We start from the raw sequence: 21,176 nt of genomic DNA on the forward strand, positions 1-21,176 counted from the left end.
AGGCAACACCATGGACGTATTGCGTGAGATTAACCTGCGGAGCACACCGCAGAGCAAACCCGCAGACGAACGGCAGGTCCAGAACTCGGCCGGTGGCCACACCTTCCAGCTGGATGACGCGGCACGTCTGCGCCGTTTCCTGACACTCGGGGTCGACGCAGGCACCTACTACGCCTCGGCCAAGGAACTCGCCATCGACAACGTCGAAGTCCTCAAGCGCATGGCCGCCTCCGAGCCGGAGACTCTCGTCGCAACCATCGTCGACGTCTCCGTCCGGGGAGCCGCACCCAGGCAGAACCCGGTGCTGTTCGCGCTGGCCTACGCGGCATCCATGCCTGCGAGCGCGCCGCTGGCGCTGGCCGCGCTGCCCAAGGTGGCGCGCACGGGGACGCACCTGTTCACCTTCGCTGACTACGTGCAGCAGTTCCGCGGCTGGGGCCGCGGGCTGCGCCGGGCGGTCGGGAACTGGTACACGGGCAGGCGGGCCGACGACCTGGCCCACCAGGCGGTCAAGTATCGCCAGCGCAGCGGCTGGACGCACCGCGACCTGCTGCGCCTGTCGCACCCGGTCACCACCGTTCCCGAACTGCGTGCCCTGTTCGAGTGGATCGTCCGTGGCTCGCTCGGCGAGGACACCCCTGAACTGGTGCGCGCCTTCCTGGCCGCGCAGGAGGCGACGACGGTCGCCGCCTGGGTCGCTCTGGTGCGCGAACACCGGCTGGCCTGGGAGATGCTGCCGGATGCCGCGCTGCGTGAACCGGAGGTCTGGGAGGCGCTCCTCGACGCCGGAATCCCGCAGACCGCGCTGATGCGCCAGCTCCCGCGACTCACGGGGCTGGGCCTCCTGGACGACCTGAGCGCCCGCACCGAACAGGTGTGCGCCCAGCTCACCGACCCCGACCGGCTCCGCAGGGCGCGTGTCCACCCGGTGAACGTGCTGGTCGCGGGCCGCACCTACGCCTCCGGGCGTTCGACGCGGGGCAGCTCCACCTGGCAGCCGAGCACCAAGGTGATTGACGCCCTCGACGCCGCGTTCTACGCGGCCTTCGGTGCGGTGACGCCGTCAGGGAAACGCACGATGCTCGCCCTGGACGTCTCCGGCTCGATGTGCAGCCACATCGCGGGCCTGCCGATAACCGCACGCGAGGCCTCCGCTGCCCTGGCGCTGGTGCAGCTGGCCACCGAACCCGTCTCGGCGGTCGTCGGTTTCACCAGCGGGCTGGTGCCCCTCGACCTGTCGCCGAGGCAGCGTCTTGACGACGCGCTGCACAGGATCGGGAACCTACCGTTCGGCGGCACCGACTGCGCGCAGCCGATGCTCCACGCGCTGAAGCGCCGGCTGGAGGTGGACACCTTCGTGGTCTACACCGACAACGAGACCTGGTGCGGAAGAATCCACCCGCACCAGGCACTGGTGAGGTACCGCAGGGAAACTGGTATCCCGGCGAAACTGGTGGTGGTGGGCATGACCTCCACCGGGTTCAGCATCGCCGACCCGGACGACGCCGGGATGCTGGACGTCGCCGGATTCGACCACGCGGTGCCCAACCTGATCTCGGAGTTCTCGCGTGGCTTCTAGGAACAAATCACCAGGTGGCGGCAACGCCGCGCTGAAGGGCGCGGGCGGGGCCGCCACCCGGCGTTCGGGGGGAGTCTCGGACCTGAGGGCCGCGAGGGCACGGGAGCTTCACGAGCAGGCGGCGGAGGCGGAACGCCGCGCCGCCCAGCTGAGGGCCGAACGGGACCGGCTGATCCGGCAGCTGCGCGACGAGGATTCCGAACGCTGGTCCTACGGCGCCCTGGCGAAGGTGATCGGGTGCAGCCGCGAACTCGTGGCCCAGGTGTCCAAACGCCGGTGACCGGGTTTCCCAACGCCCGTGAATGGCGATTTGGGGGGTGACCCCTGTACGGGCGTTGGATAGGCTGGACGGGGAAGGACATCCTATGGTCTTCATTTCAAGGAAGGGCAAGACCCATGGCAATCATTGAGTTCATCGACGCCCGCGAGGTCCTCGACTCCCGCGGCAACCCCACCGTCGAGGTCGAGGTGGCCCTCGACACCGGAGCGGAAGGTCGCGCCATCGTCCCCTCCGGCGCCTCAACGGGTGCCTTCGAGGCCGTCGAGCTGCGTGACGGCGGCGAACGCTACGGTGGCAAGGGAGTGCAGACCGCCGTCAAGAACGTGCTCGACATCATCAGCGAGGACATTCTCGGTTTCGAGGCCAACGAGCAGCGCGCCGTCGACCTCGCCATGATCGAGCTCGACGGGACCCCGAACAAGGCCAAGCTCGGGGCCAACGCCATCCTCGGTGTCTCCCTGGCCGTCGCCCACGCCGCCGCGGAGGAGGCGGAGCTCCCGCTGTACCAGTACGTCGGCGGTCCCAACGCCCACATCCTGCCCGTCCCCATGATGAACATCCTGAACGGTGGTTCGCACGCCGACTCCAATGTCGACATCCAGGAGTTCATGATCGCCCCCATCGGCGCCGAGTCGTTTGCCGAGGCCGTCGAGATGGGTGCCGGCGTCTACCACGCCCTCAAGAAGGTGCTGAACGACCGTGGCCTGTCCACCGGCCTGGGCGACGAGGGCGGTTTCGCCCCGAACCTCGACTCCAACCGTGAGGCCCTCGACCTGATCGTCGAGGCCATCAAGGAGGCTGGCTACGAACCCGGCAAGCAGGTCGCCCTGGCCCTCGACGTCGCCGCCTCCGAGTTTTACGAGAACGGGGTCTACAAGTTCGAGGGTGCGAATAAGACCTCCGAGGAGATGATCGGCTACTACACCGAACTGGTGGATGCCTACCCGCTGGTCTCCATCGAGGACCCGCTGAACGAGGAGGACTGGGACGGCTGGAAGGCCATGACCGAGCGCCTCGGCGACAAGGTGCAGCTGGTCGGCGATGACCTGTTCGTGACCAACGTCGAACGGCTCGGCCGCGGCATCGACTCCGGTGTCGCCAACGCCCTGCTGGTCAAGGTCAACCAGATCGGTTCGCTGTCGGAGACCATCGATGCCGTTGAACTTGCCCACCGCGCCGGGTACCGCACCATGATGTCGCACCGTTCCGGTGAAACCGAGGACGTCACCATCGCCGATCTCGCGGTCGCCCTCGGCTGCGGCCAGATCAAGTCCGGCGCCCCGGCACGCACCGACCGCGTCGCGAAGTACAACCAGCTGATGCGCATCGAGCAGAACCTGGACGACGCCGCCGTCTACGCCGGTCGTTCCGCGTTCCCGCGTTTCAAGGGCTGATGCGCGCCACGAATCGGTCACACTGGGTGTATGCCCAGTAACCCCAGGAACAAGCCCGCGGGCAGCGGTCCGGGACGTGGTTCGCCACGGTCCCGGACCGCTGCGCGTCCGGGAGAGCGAGTTTCCAGCGGACGGCCCCGCACCCGTCCCCTCGACGCGGAGGCCGTGGCCCAGGCCGCCGAGGAACGGCCGCGCGTCTCCTCCTCCGAACGCGCCCTCGGGATGACCTGGCGGCTACTGATCCTGGGTGTGGTGATGGCCGCCCTGGCCGTCACCCTCGCCCAGAGCCTGCGCGTCTACTTCGCCCAGGCGAAGGAAATGGCGCAGCTGCAACAGCAGATCGACCAGACCAAGCGGGAGATCGCCACCCTCGACGACCAACTGGCCCGTTGGAAGGACCCCGCCTTCGTGAAGGCGGAGGCCAGGACCAGGCTCGGCTGGGTGGTGCCGGGGGAAACCGGGTATCGGGTGATCGGTGCCGACGGCAAACCCATCGGCGGCGACTCCACGGTCCTGGCCCCCAGCAAACCCAGCACCGGCATGTGGTGGCAGCAGATGTGGGGATCGGTGGGAGTTGCCGACGCGCCTGCAGAGGAGAAGTGAGAGTTCTTGAACACCGACACCGGGCGCGCCCCGGAACCGGCGGGGGATGCCCCGAGCGCCGCTGATCTCGAGGTGATAGAGGAGCAGCTGGGACGCCCCCCGCGGGGGGTGGTCGCAGTGGCGTGGCGTTGCCCCTGCGGGCGTCCCGGGGTCATCAAAACCCTTCCCAGACTCGACAACGGCACCCCTTTCCCGACCGTCTACTACTTGACCAATCCGCGCTACGTTGCTGCCTGTTCATCGCTGGAGGCCTCCGGGCTGATGGCGGAGATGACGCGGCGGCTCGGTGAGGACGAGAACCTCGCAGCACGGTACCGGGCGGCCCACGAGGCCTATCTCGCCGACCGTACAGCCCTCGGCGTCGTGCCGGAGATCGAGGGCATCTCGGCGGGTGGGATGCCGACCCGGGTGAAATGCCTACACGTTCTCGTGGGACACGCGCTGGCCGCGGGCCCGGGGGTGAATCCCCTCGGCGACGAGGCCCTGGCCCTGGTTCGGGAACGGATCGGCGACGAATGCTGCGAGGAGCAGGCATGAGGGTGGCCGCCATTGACTGCGGAACCAATTCCATTCGCCTGCTCGTGTTGTCGGGCAGCCGTAAGGCCCCCGTCGAGCTGGTGCGTGAGGTGCGGCTGGCGCGACTCGGGCAGGGGGTCGACGCCACCGGAGAGTTCCATCCCGACGCGCTGGCTCGGACCTTCGCCGTGTGTGAGGAATACGCCCGGATCATCCGTGAACACGGAGCCGAGAAGGTGCGGTTCGTCGCGACCTCAGCGGCCCGCGACGTCTCCAACCGGCGGCTGCTGGTCGACGGGGTGCGCGAACGCCTGGGCGTGGAGGTGGACGTGATCCCGGGGCAGGAGGAGGCCCGGCTGTCCAGCATGGGTGCGCTCTGCGCGCTGGATGTGGCCTCACCGACCCTGGTAGTTGACATCGGTGGCGGATCCACCGAGCTGGTGCTCGTGGACGGGGCCGGGACGATCCTCCACTCGGTCTCCCTGAACGTAGGTGCGGTGCGGCTCCGGGAACGTTTCCTGCACACCGATCCCCCGACCCCGGGGGAGCGGAAAAACGCCAGGGGGTTCGTCGGTGAGCTGCTGGACGGTTCCGGGATCGATTTCGCGGCCGTCGCGGGCGCGGTCGGGGTGGCGGGCACCGTCACCAGCGTCGGTGCCCGGGTGCTCGGATTGGAGAGCTACTCCCGCGAGGCGGTACACGGTTTGGTGCTGGGGCGCGGCGATGTCGATGCGGTCACGGAGCACTGGTTGACCACCCCGGTGGGTCTCATAGAGCAGGAACCCTGCATGCAGCCGCTCCGCGCCGGGGTGATCGGGGCCGGGGCGTTGATCCTAGACGAGACGATTTCCCGGATTCCGGGGAAAAAAATCCGTATCAGCGAAACCGACATCCTCGACGCAATAGCCTTGGGGCTGCTGGACTGATCCGGCCCCCGTAGCCCAACTGGTAGAGGCAGGCGGCTTAAACCCGCCCCAGTGCGGGTTCGAGTCCCGTCGGGGGTGCCAGCAGTGCCCGCGTCATTTCCGTTTGTCGGGCAGGTCCGAGTGGCTGGCGAAGGTCGCCTCCGCGCGCCGGACGCTGTGCACCTGGTGGCGGGGGATGAGGTCTTCGAGGAAACCGTAGTCGCGGCTGATGTGCGCGGCCTTCAAATCCCCGCCGGTGGCCCTGTGTCGCAGGCAGCGCCACCAGTCCGCGATGTCACCCCAACCAGGGGCCGCCAGGGAACCACCGAACTGCTGCACCGCCAGGGAGGCCGTCAGGGAGGCGAACTTCAGGCGCTGCTCCAGCGGCCAGCCCGCCAGGCACCCCAGCACCAGGCCGGAGGCGAACACGTCCCCGGCGCCCGTCGCGTCGGTGACCGACGCCGTCACAGCGGGGCACCACTCCTCCTCGCCCGTGTCCTGGTCGATGGCGTATGCCCCGCCGATCCCGTCGGTCACCACGGCGAGGGGAACGCGTTCGGCGAGTTTGCGCACCGCCAGGTTGGGGGAGTCCGTCCGGGTGTAGGCCATGGCCTCCACGGCGTTGGGGGTGAAGGCCCGGCAGTGCCGCAACGGTCGCAGATCCGCCGGATCCCAGCGACCGGAGGTGTCGAAACCGATGTCGGCGAACAGGACGGTGCCGCGGGACCTCAACTCGTTCCACCAGTCGGTCTCACCGCCGAGATCGACCACCGCGGTGCGCGACGCCGGGGCGGCCAGGATGTGGGAGGACAGCGACTCCGGCAGTTCGTGGCCGTGAGTGACCATCGCGCGATCCCCCTCGACGGTGACGGCCACCGTCAAAGAGGTGTGGAAGTCGTCGTAGCGGGGCGAGGTGGTCAGGTTTATGTGCTCCTGCTCCAGGAGGGTTTCCCAGATCCAGTCCGCGTAGGCGTCGTCGCCGAAACCCGCCACCAGGCCCGTGCGCAACCCCAGCCGAGCCAGCGCCGTCGCCAGGTTCGCGATGCCCCCCGGGCAGGAACCGAGTCCCGTGCTCCACAACTCCTCGCCCGGTTCGGGAATGCGCGGCAGCCCGGCGAAGATGATGTCGAAGAAGATGGTTCCCGAGGTGATGACGTCCAGCGGCGGATCGTCGTCGCAGCGGATGGCGGCCAGCGGGTCGAAGCTCCAACAGCGTTCGCAGAACTCCTCGGAATGGGTTGGCTGGGTCATGTCCGGGACGGCTCCTTCCGTCGGCTCGGCGTCGAGACGGCATCCGGCACAACCATAGGACAGCGGACCGACGCAGTCGAGCTTCCGGTGAATGCTGATCGATCATCTCGATGGCAGCGGCTGGGGCATCCACGAAATCGAGGTTTCAACCGATAGATTTGCTCTCGTGGCAGACACCGTGGCTCATGCATTGGAAACCCCCGACCTGGAGCAGCCGTACGCGGCGCTCGGTGTGAAGGATGACGAGTACACACGCATCCGGGAGATCCTCGGCCGCCGCCCCACCAGCGCCGAACTGGCGATGTACTCGGTGATGTGGTCGGAGCACTGCTCCTACAAATCCTCGAAGGTGCACCTGAAGAAATTCGGTGAACTCAGCCAGGACACCCCGCGCGGCCCACTCCTGGCGGGTATCGGCGAGAACGCCGGTGTCGTCGACATCGGACAGGGGTATGCCGTCACGTTCAAGGCGGAGTCCCACAACCACCCGAGCTTCGTGGAGCCCTACCAGGGAGCGGCCACTGGCGTTGGCGGCATCGTCCGCGACATCCTCGCGATGGGGGCCCGGCCCATCGGTGTGATGGATTCGCTGCGTTTCGGTCCGCTCGACGAGGCCGACACCCGCCGGGTCCTGCCCGGTGTCGTCGCCGGTGTAGGCGGCTACGGCAACTGCCTGGGATTGCCGAACATCGGCGGCGAGGTGCAATTCCACAGGACATATCTCGGCAATCCCCTCGTCAATGCGCTGTGCGTCGGGGTGCTGCGACACGAGGACCTGCACCGCGCCCACGCCTCCGGGGTGGGCAACAAGGTGATCCTCTTCGGAGCCGCCACCGGTGGGGACGGCATCGGCGGGGCATCCATCCTGGCCTCCGAGACCTTCGACGAGACCGGACCCGCGAAACGCCCCAGCGTTCAGGTCGGCGACCCGTTCATGGAGAAGCTGCTCATCGAGTGCACCCTCGAACTGTTCAAGGCCGGCGTCATCGTCGGCATCCAGGACTTCGGGGCGGCCGGAATCTCCTGCGCCACCTCGGAGCTGGCCTCCGCCGGCAACAGTGGCATGTCCATCAACCTCGATCTCGTGCCGCTGCGTGACCCGAACCTCGCGCCCGAGGAAATCCTGATGAGCGAGTCGCAGGAACGCATGATGGCGGTGGTGGAACCCAGGCACGTGGAACGTTTCATGGAGATCTGCCGCAAATGGGATGTGACGGCCACGGTCATCGGTGAAGTCACCGACGGTGAACGGCTCATCATCCACTGGCACGGTCACTGCATCGTCGATGTGGATCCCGGTACCGTCGCCCACGAGGGCCCCACCTACCGTCGCTCCTACCGCCGCCCGGAGTGGCTGGATCAGGTCAACGCGGATGCCGCGGAGAACCTGCCGCGCGACAACTCACCCGAAGGGGTGCGCGCCGCGTGGATGAAGGTGATGGCACACGGCAACATCGCCGACAAGTCGTGGATCACCAACCAGTACGACCGCTACGTGCGCGGGAACTCTGTCCTGGCGCAGCCCGAGGACGCCGGGATGCTGCGGATCGACGAGGAAACGGGGCTGGGCATCGCGCTCGCGCTCGACGCGAACTCGCGGTTCACCTACCTCAACCCGTACATCGGGGCGCAGCAGTCGTTGGCCGAGGCGTACCGGAATGTCGCCGTGACGGGGGCGGAGCCGGTGGCGGTCACCGACTGCTTGAACTTCGGTTCCCCCGAGGACCCGGAGGTGATGTGGAGTTTCGTCGAGGCCATTCTCGGTCTGGTGGACGCCTGCAAGGAATTGGGCATACCGGTCACGGGCGGCAACGTCTCCCTGTACAACCAGACCGGCGGAACCCCGATCCTGCCCACCCCGACCGTCGGTGTGCTGGGTGTGATCGACGACGTCACGAAGCGGCTGCGTTCGGGGTTCGCGAAGGCCGGTGACGGGATCTGGCTGCTGGGTTCTGCCCGGGAGGAGCTGTCGGGTTCAATCTGGGCCGACGCCGTCCACAACGGGCACCTGGGTGGCGTGCCGCCGCGCGTGGACCTGCGAGCGGAGACCGGACTGGCCAGGGTGATCCGCGACGCGGCCGTGGAACGCCTGATGCGTTCCTCCCATGACATCAGCGAGGGCGGCCTCGCGGTGAGCCTGGTGGAGTCCGCTCTGCAGGGCGGTTTCGGGTTCACCGTCACACTGCCGGGCGAGGACCCGACGGTTCAGCTGTTCAGCGAGTCGGCGGCCCGGGCCTTGGTGACAATGCCGGAGTCGTCGGTGGAGCGGGTGAAATCGCTGTGCAGCGAGAACCTTGTGCCGCTGACCCGGCTCGGCGAGGTCATCGAGCAGCTGGATGCCAACGTCGTCGGTCTGCTGAGCGTGCCGCTGGCGGAGTTCCACGGCGTCTGGTCGCGTCCCGTACCGGAGGCCATGCGGAACTGAAACCGCCCCGTCACCGATGATGACCCATCGGTGTCTACAGGATGTCCAGGACGCGATGGGCCACTCAGTGTTCAGCGCCGTCTCTGCCCGTTCCCCGGCGCGTCAGCCATCCCGTCTAAACCGGTTCTTGGATCTGAAGGGTGTGGATCCGGGCAACGGACTGGTCGTTTCGAGCTCGTGAGCTCGTGGACGGGTGTCTTTCGAGGCCAGCTGAGCAGGATCGCGGTGAAGGCGTCGGAAATCTCTCGAACCGGTTCTGTCGGTGGGAACTCCTACTCTTTCTGACATGGCCAGACTCGATACCCGACCCGACGGCACCCCGATCCCCGTGCCCGGGGTGACCCGGATGCTCTCCGGGGTTCCGAAGGTGGAAAAACGGCTCGGGGCCTCGTTTCGCCCCACCAACGCACCCCGAGAACTCGGCCAGTCGCTGCTGGAAGCGGCTCCAAGCCGTGGCGCCGCCCTGGCGTGTCTCGTGGCTTGGCACGGCGACGAAGCACTGCCTCAGCTCGAATCGGAGTTCACCCATCGAGCGAGGTCGTCGGCGGCCGCCCGACTGATCACGAGCCTCGGCAGCCGCGCATCCCGGGACGCGCTGTTGAGGCATCTCGACAACCCTCAGGCGTACATGATGTTCCTCACCAGCGCTCGGCGCTGGCCTTTGGACTCCCTCGAATCCCTCCTGAGGTTGAACCCCAGACGCGGGCAGCGCGCCGCGGACCTGTTCCAGATCCTCGCCTGGCGCCATCCCGACTGGGTGAAGGCGCTCCGCGACGCCGGTGCCGACTCCCACCTCATCGATTGGCTGCTGGCCCCGGAACCGGGCGTTGACGAGGCCGGAACCGAACTGCCCTTCCGCGCGCATGGTGATCTGCCGGATGTTCCGAAATGGTTCAACCCGATCCGGGCGCCACGCCTGGTGCTGGCAGGTACCGGACGGGTCGTTCCCGTCCACCAGGTCGGGGACGTGGTGAGAAACCTGATGGTTGACGAGCACGAGAACACGGCCAGGTGTTTCACCCGGGCCAGTCTCGCCGCTTTTCTGGCGGATCTGCTGCAGCAGTGGCGGTCCTGCGAGGTCAAGGGAGACGAGTGGGTCCTGGCCCGGCAGAGCATGGGCGGAGAGGTTAACGCCCGTCTGGTGACCGTCCTGATCAAGAATTTCTGGCAACGTTCCCGTTGGGATCGTGTACTCGCGGGAATGGAGGTCTTGGCCCGGATACGCAGCAAGGTTGCGCTCCTGGAACTGATGGAAATCGCCGGGCATCCCCGGAACCGTGGGCTTGGAGAGCAGGCAAGGATCGTTCTGGAGCGGCTGGCCGAGGAACGGGGAATCAGCATGGAGCAGCTGGCCGAACAGGCCATACCGGACTTGGGTCTCGACGAAAACGGCCGTCTGAGGCTCGACTTCGGTCCGCGTCAGTTCGAGGTGAGGCTGAACCTCGAACTGACGCCACTGGTGTCGACGGTAGACGGGAAAACCATGAGGACCCTGCCCAGACCGGGCAGGAAGGACGACCCCGTGGCGGCTGGGAAGGCCGTTGCGGAGTTCCGGGAGTTCAAGAAACAACTCACCGCCGTGATCCGCTCCCAGACGGACAGATTGGAAATCGCGATGAGCACCTGCCGGCGTTGGACCCAGGACGAGTTCCGTACCGTCTTCCTGGAACACCCCGTGATGCGGCTGGCGGCGCAGAACCTGATCTGGACTGCCCACGATGCCGACGAACGAACGGTGTTGTTCCGGGTCGGCGATGATCTGGGTCTGCTCGACGTCCATGAGGAACCGGTTGCCCTACCGGTGGGGGCCGTCATTGGGCTGGCGCATCCCTTGGAGATGTCGAACGAGTGGACTTCCCATTGCATCGATTACCACATGACGCCGCTGGTGGAGCAGGTTGGCCGGAGCAGCTACGCGGAGGTTCCGGAGTTCCCCGGCAGTCATGTCTGGGGCGAGGCCCTGCTCGGGCTCGGGGCACGCGGCTGGAAACTCCACGGCGACGACAGGGCAGGTGTGGATGGGCTCCGCCGGGGCCTGAAGGGAGGCTACCTGGATCTACGGATCAGCACTGCCTACTGGTCCCTTGGCGGCAGCCCGCCCGCCGATCCGGTGCGTCTGCTGAAGGCCGAGATCATCGGTGAACGCTCCAAGATGGATCCGGTCGAACTCAGCGAGGCCATCCGGGACCTGGTCAGGCTTCCCTGGTTTTCCAAGAGCTAGAAATCCCGTTCTGGGGGAGGCCGAAGAAGACACATCGCTGCCTCCGGGACGCATGGGAAGCGACGGATCATGCGGTACTGCGTGCTTCCCCGGCGTCTTCGCCCGGGCCCGACGGAACGGGATCCAAGCAACACCTCGGTTTGGTTGGAGCGTTGGTCCGCAGGTCCAAGTTCAGGTGGATCCACGAATCACGGGTCCAAGCAACGGGGGCAGTTGCTTGGATGCTCTGATCCCATCGGGGTGCCCAGGAGGTCCAGGACGCGATGGGTATTCCGATACTCCGCTCCGGCCCGTTCCCCGGTGCTCCAGCCATCCCGTCCCCGGGTGTTGCGGACAAACCGGTTTCTGGGTCTGAAGAGTGCGGGTCCGGGCAACGGGCTGTTCGCCTCGAACTCATGACCTCGTGGACGGATACCTTCGAAGCCGGATGAGCAGGGGAGAGCGTCGGAAATCTTCTGGACCGGTTCTGTCGGCGGTCGGGAATCCCGGGAATACCCGGCCCGGAGCTGTTCTCATGCGTGTGCGGGTGTGACCGAGGGCGGTAGGAGGTTCAGGACCAGTGGTGCGACGGCAGAGGCGGTGAGAGCGATCGGGACCGCCACGAGGCTTGCCGTCAGGGCTTCCGCCACCAGCCAGGAGATCGGGGCGAACAGCACCGCGACCGCGAAACACGCCACCGCTGCTGCGATGGGCCTGAGGGATGCCGGTACCAGGCCGGTCAGGGCCAGGACGGCCGTGGTCAGCACGAACAGATAGGCGGCCCCGGGCAACAGGATCATGAACAGCACCGAGGAGACGGCGAACATCAGCAGTGTGGCCATCGAGGCCTCCCGGTTGAGGCCGTCGTGTCGCCGTTTGAGCAGGAAACGCGTGATCAACGCGGCGGCCAGCAGTGTCGGCACCAGGTACAGCACGGTTCGATAGATCCACGTATTGTTCTCAAGGGAAGTGAGCAGTCCGAGGCTGTTCGCGCCGAACTGGACCAGGAAGGCGGCTCCGGCGGAAACGACGATGCGCCACGTCAAACCCCAGGCGGTGCCGGCCACCCGGGACCATCGCACCTTCCTGGCCTGCAGAACCGTTGCGGCGGCCGTCAGCGCGATCGCCACCACTCCGAGGATCACACCGACCGTCGCCGGGTAGTGGACGGTGAACCCGCTGAAGACGGGGAAGAAAACCCGGTCCTGATCATCGGTGAGTTTCGGGGTGTCCTGGTCGAAGCTCCAGGCGCGAGCCAGTCCCAGGACCTGATCCCCGTAGTGTTGCAGCGAGGTCAGATCCGAGTACGCGGGTGAATCACTGGCGGTGTGATAGTTCTCTGAATTCCCGATGGATGCGAAGTTGAGACCCGTGAAGCCCTCTTTCAGGTAGATCGACAGGTCGGTGCCGTTCGGCATCATCCGGTAGACGGCGGGCATCAGGGAGGTGGCGAAGGGACGCGGTGCGTTCTTCAGGAAGAATTCCGTGGCTGAGGCATTCGTGTCGCTGGTCTCGAACATGACCGCCGGGCCGCTGGTGCCGCGTGCCTCTATGTTGACGATCAGGTCGACGTTGTCGTAGTCGGCGCGGTGGTGGAGCATCTCGTCCATGGCCCCCAGCAGATTGAGCTCCTCGGCATCGGTGATGACGATCAGGAGGCTGCGTTCCGGGGTTCTGCCGTCGGCCTTGATGGCGCGCAGCGTCTCGATGATGGTTGCGACCCCGTAGCCGTCGTCCGCGGCACCGGAGGACACCCCGGGTTTCGGGTCCCATCGTCCATCAGCGGTTTTCTCGAAGTCGACGGCGGAATCGTAGTGGGCGGTGAGCATCATGGTGTCATCGGTTTTCCCGGGAACCCTGACCACGATGTTCTCGGTGTTCAGCCGCGCGAGGGCATCAAGGCCGGCTTCGCTGTACTGGGACGTGTTGGTGGCCTCGGACAGAGGCATGGGATCGGAATGGATCTCCGGTTGATATCCGAGGTCCTTGAACATGGTGACGATCTCGTCCCGGGACCTGGCGTGTGCCTCGGTGTGAAGGACACTGTGGGGTTCGTCGGCGAAGGTGTCGATCAGCTGCTTGGCGTGATCCGCCGAGAAACCGGTCGGGTCGGAGTCGGCGGACTTCGGGGCCGGTAGGAGGAACAGCGACATCGCTGCGATGATGGCGAGCGCAGCCGCCAGGCCTGGAAGCCAGGCGAGAAGTCGTCGGGACATGGGATTCCTTCCGTGAAGTGATGATGTCTCGACGCTATTGGCGATTCCGGGGATGGCGGGACCCTGCCAGCTGGTCTTTCAGCGTCGGGCTAGCCTCACGGGGAACTCTCGGACCGACTTGTTTCGTGGCGGCGACCAGCCCGGCCGTTCTTCCGCTGCCGATGATCGCAGCCCCGAACCGGGACGGTTCAGGACCGGTAGGTGATGAGGACCTTGCCCTGAGCCGCCGCCGGGTTGTCGCGGAGGGATTGCACGAGCCCGGTCAGGGGGACGCACCGTGCGATCGGAGTTCTCAGCCGTCCGGCCCGTAGGTGGGCGTGGACGGGCGTGAAGAGTTTGGGGAGCTCTGTTCGTGGAGAGTTGTGGATGGTTTCGCGGAGACGGAACATCTCGACGCGTTTCCCGTCCTGCCCCGTGAAACACTCCGGAGGGAGGGGTTTGCCTGACAGCAGGCCGTAGTGGACGAATAGCCCGCCTGGGGTGAGCAACCCGAAGAGCTCCGCACCATCGGGGCCGCCGACGCAGTCCAGGACCAGGTCGGCGCCTCGTCCGCCGGTGGCTACGCGGAGGCGTTCAACCCAGCCGGGTTCCTTGGTGGAGACGACATCGTCCCACCTTTCCGGGTTGGCAACGGTGTGACCGGGGGTGCCCCGGATGAGGCCGACCGGCCTGATTCCGTGAAAGCCCAGGAGCTCGGCCAGATGACCGGCGATCGTGGAGGTCGCCGCGGTTATGAGCACGTGTTTTGTGACCCGGGTGCAGTAGCGCTGGACCATGCACAGCGCGGTGAGTGGATTGATGTAGGCGAAACACGCGGTCTCGTCGTCGAGATCGTCGGGAACGGCAATGCACCAGGAGTGGTCGGTGCGTTTGATCTCCTGCCAGTTCCCCGCCGTGCCCAGCGGCAGCACACGGCGTCCGGTCGCGGCCCGAGGAACACCGGGCCCGATGCGCTCAATGACACCGACCCCCTCGAAGCCGGGCACGAAGGGAAACACCGTCCGTGACCCGTAAGCTCCGGAGACCGTGACCGCGTCGGAGGGATTGACCGTGCTGGCCAGCATCCGGACGGGCACCTCTCCCTCGCCCAAGGGATCATCGACGGGTGTGGCCGTGTGGAGACGGAGAACATCGGTCAGGGGACCGGGTCGCTCGGCGACGACGGCGCTGACAACATCAGGGGTGGTCATCGTGGCGGTTCTCCTTCGGAGCAGGGGCGAGTTTCCCGGGGATCACAGGATGACCGCACCGGCTTGAAACGCATGGCCGGCAACCGCGGCCGCGCCGCCCTACGGGATCCGGGGACGGCCGGGACCAGTGCTCATTGAGGCCCAGCGGATTCAACAAGGGCAGATCTCTACTCGGCGGCGCTGGTGGGCAGGCGCCGACCCATTCGCAGGTCGTGGATCATTCCGAAACGCTCGGTGGCGTGGGGGAGCGCGACCTCCCTCAGGTACCTCACGAGCTCCGTCTCACCCTCGCGTTCCAGGTGGGCCAGCAGGCTTTTGACGTCATCGGGGTGGCGGTTCTGGCTGGCCTTCGCCTTGCCCTGGATCTTCTCCACCGCAATCTCGGCCCTGACGATCGCCCGCGCCATTTTGCGCAGCTTCTCCTCGCCGACGGCCTCCAGGACCTCGGGCGGTTCCATCCGGGAGGTGAGTTCACGGGCAGCTTCGAGGGCGGCTCCGGGGTCGGCGGTGAAACGGACCTCCCCGGTGACGTGAATGGTGATGTAGTCCCAGGTGGGGACGTTCGGGAGGTCTTTGTTGGTGGCGTACCAGGCCGGGGAGACGTAGGCGTCGTCGATGTCGATGATCGCCAGTGCCGGACCCGTGACGGGCTCGACGGCCTGCGGGTTGATGCGCATCAGGTGCGTCACGAGCACCTGGCCGGTTCCGCGCGTCTCCAGGTGGAACGGGACGAAGGTCGCCTGCGGTCCCGATTCGTGGATCGTCACGAGATTCCCGGCTCGCACCCGGCCGAGCAGCCCGGTCAGGTAGTCGTCGGGAATCTCGAAGTGTTTTGCCACGTACACACCCCGAGCTTAGGCCCTGTCGCGAAAGTCATGCCCGGTCGCGACGCACCGGACCGGGCGATCCAGCGTCCCGCCTGGTGAGTCCTAGCTCGGACGGCACCGTTCGCAACAGGGCCTGGAGGCCGCGTCAACAGGGTCGGCTCAGCGGGTGGCTTGGCACAGCAGTTTCGCCCCGATGGGCCCGGCGGGCGGGTTGGTTCAACCGGTCTTGACAGGACATCGGGTCACGGATTTCCCGATGACCCGCAACATTCCGGTCTAGACGGGTACAGTTGCCTCATCTCGGTAGAAATCGCATACCACGGAAGGTCGTCATGAGGACTTCGACGAAAAGCATCGTCCACGCGGCGCAGGACGGGGGATACGCCGTCGGGGCGTTCAACATATTCGACGGGCTGACGCTGCGAGCGGTCGTCCGCGCAGCCGGGGAGAAACGCTCGCCCGCCATCGTGCAGGTATCCGCGCGCACCGCCAAGGCGCTCGGCCCGCGTTTCCTGGCCCGGATGTTCGAGGAACTGGCCGCAGGCTCGGACGTTCCGCTGTCCCTGCACCTGGATCACTGCCCCGACCTGGAACTCACCCGGGCCGTAATCGACGCGGGCTGGTCCTCGGTCCTGTTCGACGCCTCCCACCTGGAGTTGGCCGAGGCCGCGGAACAGACCGCCCGGGTCGTCTCGTGGGCGCATCCGAACGGGGTCGACGTCGAATCGGAGATCGAGAACATCGTCGGTGTCGAGGACGGGGTGGGCTCCGACGCGCTGGCTCATTCCTACGCGGATGAAGAGCTCGTCCGGGTGGCCCGGGAAACCGGGGTCGATCTGCTGGCGCCGCACCTGGGAACCGCTCACGGCCAGTACAAGCTGCCCCCGGTGCTGTTGCCGCAACGCGTGAGCCACCTGCGGAGGCTGACCGATCTGCCGATCGTCCTCCACGGTGGCACCGGGCTGAAACCCGAGGAGTTCCGTTCCTTCATCTCGGCGGGTGTGTCGAAGATCAACGTCTCCACCGCGGTGAAACACGCCTACCTCGACGCGATGGAGGAATCGCTCGGCTCGGCGCGTGAGGCAGGGCGGCGAGAACCCCTGCCGATCCTGGGAGAGGTCGAACGGCGGGTCGCGGACACGGTGGCCTCCTTCCTGGAGCTGTTCGGCAGCGCCGGGCGGGCCGGCGGGGAGCGGTGAGACCATGCCCTTCCTGCTTCTCGACTGCGATGGCGTCCTCGCCGACACCGAGCGCGACGGACACAGGGTGGCGTTCAACCGGGCCTTCCGGGAGATGGGCCTGCCCTTGGAGTGGGACGACCCCACCTACGCGAGACTGCTCGGCATCGGGGGCGGCAAGGAACGCCTCTCCTCGGTGCTGTCCCCCGATGTGATGGCCGCCCGCGGTCTCGAGGACACCCCGGGGGAGCGCGCGAGGCTGGTGGCCGAGGTCCACGCGCTCAAGAGCGAGCTGTTCCGCGGGATCGTGGCCGACGGTCTGGTACCGGCCCGCCCGGGAATCCGCAGGCTTGTCATCGAGGCGACGGCCTCGGGATGGACGGTCGCGGTCGCCTCGACGTCGGCGCCCGAATCGGTCAGGGCGGTCATGGAAACGGTTCTCGGCGCCGGGCTCGCCTCCGGGATCGAGGTGTTCGCGGGCGACGTGGTGGCGCGGAAGAAACCCGACCCGGCCATCTACAAGCACGCGGTTCAGCAACTGGGTGCGAGTCCCGGTGACTGCGTGGTGGTGGAGGACTCGTCCCAGGGCCTGGCCGCGGCCAGGGGTGCCTCCCTTCCCGTGGTGGTGACCGAGTCCGCCTACACCCACGGTGAAGACTTCACCGGGGCGAGCTTGGTCCTGTCCGACCTTGGGGAGCCCGATGCCCCCGCCGTCGTGCTGGCCGATCCCTGCGACCTGATGGTCGGCTGCCCCGCCGTCGACGTGGCGGTCCTCGAGGACGTGATCTCGCGCCACCGGGGCTGATCCCAGCCTGCGGAGCGGCGGAATCCTGTTGTTGCATTTGCGGTGCCCCCTTATTGTCTATACCGGACTAGCGCTGTACAGTGGCAGCGGCTCCGCGAGGAGGCGGAGCCGGCTGGAGGTTGCTGATGCTTCAAATGACCACGACCCACAGGTGCGCGCGGATCCGGTTGACGCTGCGTGATCTACACCTTCCCACTCCCCCGGGTAGGGAGGAACTGGTGGCCCGTGTCCTCGACACCCCCGTGGAGAGGGAAACCTTCGAGTTCCTCTCGGAACGCGCCCGCGGGATCGACGTGGGGGCCGGGCTGGAGGAGGTCGTGGCCCATTTCCGGACCCCTCCGGGCGGGACGCCGGCCGGTTTCCGCAGGGAACTCGGCCTGCGTGAGGGGGCGGTGGTGGTCGATCTCGTGCGCGACATCGGGTGCGGGGAGAACGGCAGGCAGCGACCGACAAACGTCCTCTACTCCGCGGATTCCGCCAACCCCTACGAGGTGGAACCGCTGGCCCCGTTCGTCTCGAACCTCACGTGCAATCCGGGCATCATCTACGACCTGTTCCTGAACAACCCGGAGGCGAACATCGGCGGGCGTTTCCGCGACCGCGACGAGGTCATGACGGAACTGGGAAGGATCCTCGGCCCCGGGTGCGACATCTCGGTGGAACTGAACAACCCCTTCGAGGAGGACTTCTCCAAGATCCTGGAGGAGGCGGCCCGGTTCCGGGAGATCCTCTCCCAGTGGCGGGTGGTGATCAAGGTGCCGCACACCGGGCCGGTGAACCCCGGCAACGTCGGGCAGCTCCTGCAGGGCGACGGCGGTCTCGACGTGCGCTTCTCCCGGGGTGCCACGAAGGACTGCCTCCGCGGCCACAACCTGGCCCTCCGCCTGGCCGAGGAGGGATACCGGGTCAACTTCACCCTCATGTTCGAGCCCTATCAGACCCAGCTCGCCCTGCAGGCCAGGCCGTATTTCATCAACGCGTTCATCCGGCACCGGAAGATACAGACGGAACGGATCTGCGGGTTCCTGCGGGCACACGAACTCACCCGGCAACAGGACCAGCTGGAGAAACTGCGCAGCTACCTGATCGCCTCCGACTACCTCTCCTCCGGGGAGAAGAACCTGGGGCTCGAGGAGGTGGAGGCCATCGCCCGGGAGGTCCTGCACGCCCGGGGAGTGGACGTGTCCTCCGGAGCCGGGGACGGGCTTGATGCCGTCAGGCACTCCCTGCGCGCCCTCCGCAACGCCAACCTCGACGACACGAGGCTGATCATCTGCTCCATGGAGGGGGCGTTCAACTATCCGGACATCGACCGGCTGCTGATGGAACCCGAATTCGCCGACATGACCCGCCGGATCGTCGTAACGGCCGAGCCGCGGTACCTCGCCCGGTTCGCGTCCTCGAACCAGGTGATCAGCTACCAGCGGCGTTTCATGAAGGCGGCCAGGGGGCAGTCCTGAAATGCGCGACCGGAACACCCGGCACACGAGAACCGACGATGAATCGTCTGGAACCCACGAGAGGGCCGCGATGCGGCGGCCACAATCAGCAAAGCGGCAAGGAAGCCAGGAGATGAACATGAATCTGACAGTGGCGGAGTACGCCAAACACTTCGACATGGCGCTGCATCTGCAGAGCTCCACGGAGGAGGACATCCGGGCCCATGCGCGGGCCGCCAGGTCGGCCGGGGTGGCTGCCTGCTACACGAACTCCTTCTGGACGCCCGTGGTGGCGGAGGAACTCCGGGGCTCGGACGTCAGGGTCGGCACCGCGATCTCCTTCCCCTACGGGTGCACCTCAACCGACATGAAGTTCGCCGAGATCGAGGAGGGCCTCCGTCTCGGGGCCACGGCGGTCGACATGGTGGTCAACATCGGGCGGTTGCGTGAGGGCGACGACGAGTTCACGCGACGCGAGGTGGAGGGGCTCGTGGAACGGACGAGGGGAACCGCCCTGTCGAAGGTCATCTTCGAGGTCTGCTTCCTCACCGACGAGGAGATCGCGAGGCTCACCAGGATCTGCAGCGACGCGGGCGTCGACTACGTCAAGACCGCGACGGGATCGCAGGGATTCCCCACGGAGGCCCAGGTGCAGGTGATGCGAGACAACATCACCAACGACAACACGAAACTGAAGGTCTCCGGGGTCCCCAGGACCTTCACCATGCCCGCGACCCTGTGGATGATCGAGCAGCTCGGTGTCTCGCTGATCGGCACCCGGTCGGCCGCGAGCCTCGTCCAGCAGTACGCCGCCCACCTGGGCACCAACTGAGAGGCGGGATCATGTCTGACTTCCTCGTCGGCATCGATGCCGGTACCACGGGCTGCAAATCCATCGTCTTCGACCTCGACGGCAACGTCCTCGGCCAGGACTACCGGGAGTATCCGTGCGTCTACCCCGGGCCCGGGCTCGTAGAACAGCGCTACGAGGACATCATTCCCCCGCTGACGGACTCCTGCCGGGCGGCCGTCGCCGCATCCGGTGTCTCCCCGGAGGAGATCCGGGCGGTCGCGTTCTCGTCGCAGGCGCCGCTGCTGGCGCTGGTCGACGCCGAGGGCAACCTCATCCGCGACTTCCTGTCCTGGCAGGATCTGCGGGGCGCGCCATACATTCCGAAGCTGCGGGAGGCCTACGGTGCCGAACGTTTCTACCTCGAGACCGGGGACCCGCTCGGGACGAACAGCGCCGCCCCGAAATGGGCGTGGCTGCGCGACAACGAACCCGAGAACTGGGCGCGCACCGAATGGTTCCTCTCCGAGCAGGAGTTCCTCCTGAAGGAGTGGGGCGCCGACGGATACTGGACCGACCTGTCGTCGGCGTCGCGGGAGGGCATGCTCGACGTCGACTCGATGCAGTGGTCGCGGGAGATCCACGACCTGATCGGCGTGCCCGTCGAGAAACGAGCCCACCCCGTCACATCCCCGGGCAAGGTCGTGGGGAGGATCGGCAAGGACATCGCGCGCCGCGCTGGCCTGGCGGAAGGCACCCTGCTGTGCTTGGGCGCCCACGACCAGAACTGCTCCACCTTCGGGGGAGGCGCCGTCAGGGGAGGCGACTGCGTGATGGTGATGGGGACCTTCGGTTCCTGCTACGTGGTCATGGACGAGCCGCTGCGTGACCCGGCGCGGAAACTGGTGGTCAAACCCAACCACGGCATGGGGAACTGGACCATCGAGGCGTTCTCGAACACCTCCGCGTCTTCCTTGCGCTGGTACCGGGACACGTTCTGCCACGAGGAGTGCGCGGCCGGTGAGGTGGCCGGGGTCGATCCCTACGACATCATCACCTCCCAGGCCCGGAGGTCGCCCGTGGGGGCCAACGGTGTCACGTTCCTGCCGTACCTGGCGGGTGCCTCCGGGGCGCGTCAGAACCCGCAGGCGCGGGCCAACATCAACGGCATGGCGCTCGCCACCACCAAGGGCGACGTCGCCCGTGCCGTCCTGGAGGGAATCTGCTTCGAGATGCGCGACATCCTCGACGCCCAGGCCGCCGCCGGGATCGAGGCCGGGACGATCAGGCTCGTGGGTGGCGCGGCGAAGTCTGCCCTGTGGTCCCAGATGCTCGCTGACGTCCTTCAACGGCCGATCGAGATCCTGCGCACCTCGGAGGCCGGTTGCCTCGGGGCCGCGATGTACGCCGGGGTGGGGGCGGGGCTGTACTCGTCCTGCGAGGAGGCGGCGGCGCGGGCCGTCGCGGTCGTCGGCAGGTTCGATCCCGACCCGGCGGCCGGGGCCGCCTATGACCAGGCGTTCAAACGTTTCGTGGATCTCTACGAGAGCCTGGACACGGGCGTCTTCTGAGCCCTCG

The 21,176-nt window shown here is 66.9% G+C and carries 17 protein-coding genes and 1 tRNA gene; 14 read left to right on the forward strand and 4 right to left on the reverse strand.

Annotated elements, in window-relative coordinates:
• Positions 1-10: 10 nt before the first annotated feature.
• From EL272_RS02825 to EL272_RS02855, 7 genes are all read left to right on the forward strand, one after another.
• Positions 11-1,579 carry a TROVE domain-containing protein gene (locus tag EL272_RS02825; protein ID WP_041697123.1) on the forward strand — a complete coding sequence of 523 codons (1,569 nt, stop codon included), beginning with the start codon at positions 11-13 and terminating at the stop codon, positions 1,577-1,579.
• Entirely contained in the window at positions 1,569-1,859 is a 291-nt protein-coding gene (locus EL272_RS02830; protein ID WP_014845701.1) for a hypothetical protein, read from the forward strand. The genes EL272_RS02825 and EL272_RS02830 overlap by 11 nt, the downstream gene beginning before the upstream one ends.
• 116 nt (positions 1,860-1,975) lie before the next feature.
• Entirely contained in the window at positions 1,976-3,253 is a 1,278-nt protein-coding gene (gene eno / locus EL272_RS02835) for a phosphopyruvate hydratase (protein WP_061788252.1), read from the forward strand.
• A gap of 30 nt (positions 3,254-3,283) precedes the next feature.
• Positions 3,284-3,856, forward strand: a complete 573-nt coding sequence (locus EL272_RS02840; protein WP_014845703.1) for an FtsB family cell division protein — start codon at positions 3,284-3,286, stop codon at positions 3,854-3,856.
• Between the two features lie 6 nt (positions 3,857-3,862).
• Complete coding sequence (locus tag EL272_RS02845; protein WP_014845704.1) at positions 3,863-4,393, forward strand: DUF501 domain-containing protein; 531 nt, start codon at positions 3,863-3,865, stop codon at positions 4,391-4,393.
• Positions 4,390-5,298, forward strand: a complete 909-nt coding sequence (locus EL272_RS02850; protein ID WP_061788253.1) for a Ppx/GppA phosphatase family protein — start codon at positions 4,390-4,392, stop codon at positions 5,296-5,298. Before EL272_RS02845 ends, EL272_RS02850 begins: the two co-directional genes overlap by 4 nt.
• Positions 5,299-5,302: 4 nt before the next feature.
• Positions 5,303-5,379: transfer RNA gene (locus tag EL272_RS02855), tRNA-Leu, on the forward strand.
• Positions 5,380-5,391: 12 nt separating this feature from the next.
• Here the strand turns inward: EL272_RS02855 and EL272_RS02860 are convergent.
• Positions 5,392-6,528: a carbohydrate kinase family protein gene (locus tag EL272_RS02860; RefSeq protein WP_014845706.1), complete on the reverse strand. Its 1,137-nt coding sequence runs from the start codon at positions 6,526-6,528 to the stop codon at positions 5,392-5,394.
• Between the two features lie 166 nt (positions 6,529-6,694).
• On the opposite strand from EL272_RS02860, the gene purL reads away from it, so the two are divergent.
• Entirely contained in the window at positions 6,695-8,953 is a 2,259-nt protein-coding gene (purL, locus tag EL272_RS02865; protein ID WP_061788281.1) for a phosphoribosylformylglycinamidine synthase subunit PurL, read from the forward strand.
• A 286-nt stretch (positions 8,954-9,239) separates the two neighbouring features.
• Entirely contained in the window at positions 9,240-11,174 is a 1,935-nt protein-coding gene (locus tag EL272_RS02870) for a DUF4132 domain-containing protein (protein WP_061788254.1), read from the forward strand.
• Positions 11,175-11,686: 512 nt separating this feature from the next.
• Here EL272_RS02870 and EL272_RS02875 read toward each other — a convergent pair.
• The 3 genes from EL272_RS02875 to EL272_RS02885 form a co-directional block, all read right to left on the reverse strand.
• Positions 11,687-13,369 (reverse strand): M20/M25/M40 family metallo-hydrolase, encoded by a 1,683-nt coding sequence (locus EL272_RS02875; protein WP_061788255.1) that lies wholly within the window; start codon positions 13,367-13,369, stop codon positions 11,687-11,689.
• 188 nt (positions 13,370-13,557) lie between these two features.
• Positions 13,558-14,559: a zinc-dependent alcohol dehydrogenase family protein gene (locus EL272_RS02880; RefSeq protein ID WP_061788256.1), complete on the reverse strand. Its 1,002-nt coding sequence runs from the start codon at positions 14,557-14,559 to the stop codon at positions 13,558-13,560.
• 167 nt (positions 14,560-14,726) lie between these two features.
• The gene (locus tag EL272_RS02885; RefSeq protein WP_157682453.1) at positions 14,727-15,398 is read right to left on the reverse strand and encodes an FMN-binding negative transcriptional regulator; all 672 of its coding nucleotides are present in this window, start codon (positions 15,396-15,398) and stop codon (positions 14,727-14,729) included.
• A gap of 320 nt (positions 15,399-15,718) precedes the next feature.
• On the opposite strand from EL272_RS02885, the gene EL272_RS02890 reads away from it, so the two are divergent.
• The 5 genes from EL272_RS02890 (at position 15,719) to EL272_RS02910 (ending at position 21,169) form a co-directional block, all read left to right on the forward strand.
• Positions 15,719-16,585 (forward strand): class II fructose-bisphosphate aldolase, encoded by an 867-nt coding sequence (locus EL272_RS02890; protein WP_061788257.1) that lies wholly within the window; start codon positions 15,719-15,721, stop codon positions 16,583-16,585.
• Positions 16,586-16,589: 4 nt separating this feature from the next.
• Positions 16,590-17,369, forward strand: a complete 780-nt coding sequence (locus EL272_RS02895) for an HAD-IA family hydrolase (protein WP_061788258.1) — start codon at positions 16,590-16,592, stop codon at positions 17,367-17,369.
• A 134-nt stretch (positions 17,370-17,503) separates the two neighbouring features.
• On the forward strand, positions 17,504-18,829 hold the full coding sequence (locus EL272_RS02900) for a transaldolase family protein (protein WP_244926105.1): 1,326 nt from the start codon (positions 17,504-17,506) through the stop codon (positions 18,827-18,829).
• Between the two features lie 118 nt (positions 18,830-18,947).
• Entirely contained in the window at positions 18,948-19,640 is a 693-nt protein-coding gene (gene deoC / locus EL272_RS02905) for a deoxyribose-phosphate aldolase (RefSeq protein ID WP_061788282.1), read from the forward strand.
• 11 nt (positions 19,641-19,651) lie between these two features.
• On the forward strand, positions 19,652-21,169 hold the full coding sequence (locus EL272_RS02910; RefSeq protein WP_061788260.1) for a xylulokinase: 1,518 nt from the start codon (positions 19,652-19,654) through the stop codon (positions 21,167-21,169).
• Positions 21,170-21,176: the final 7 nt, after the last annotated feature.

Origin of the sequence: Arachnia propionica (genome assembly GCF_900637725.1) — a bacterium.
In the GTDB taxonomy this organism is placed as follows: Bacteria; Actinomycetota; Actinomycetes; order Propionibacteriales; family Propionibacteriaceae; genus Arachnia; species Arachnia propionica.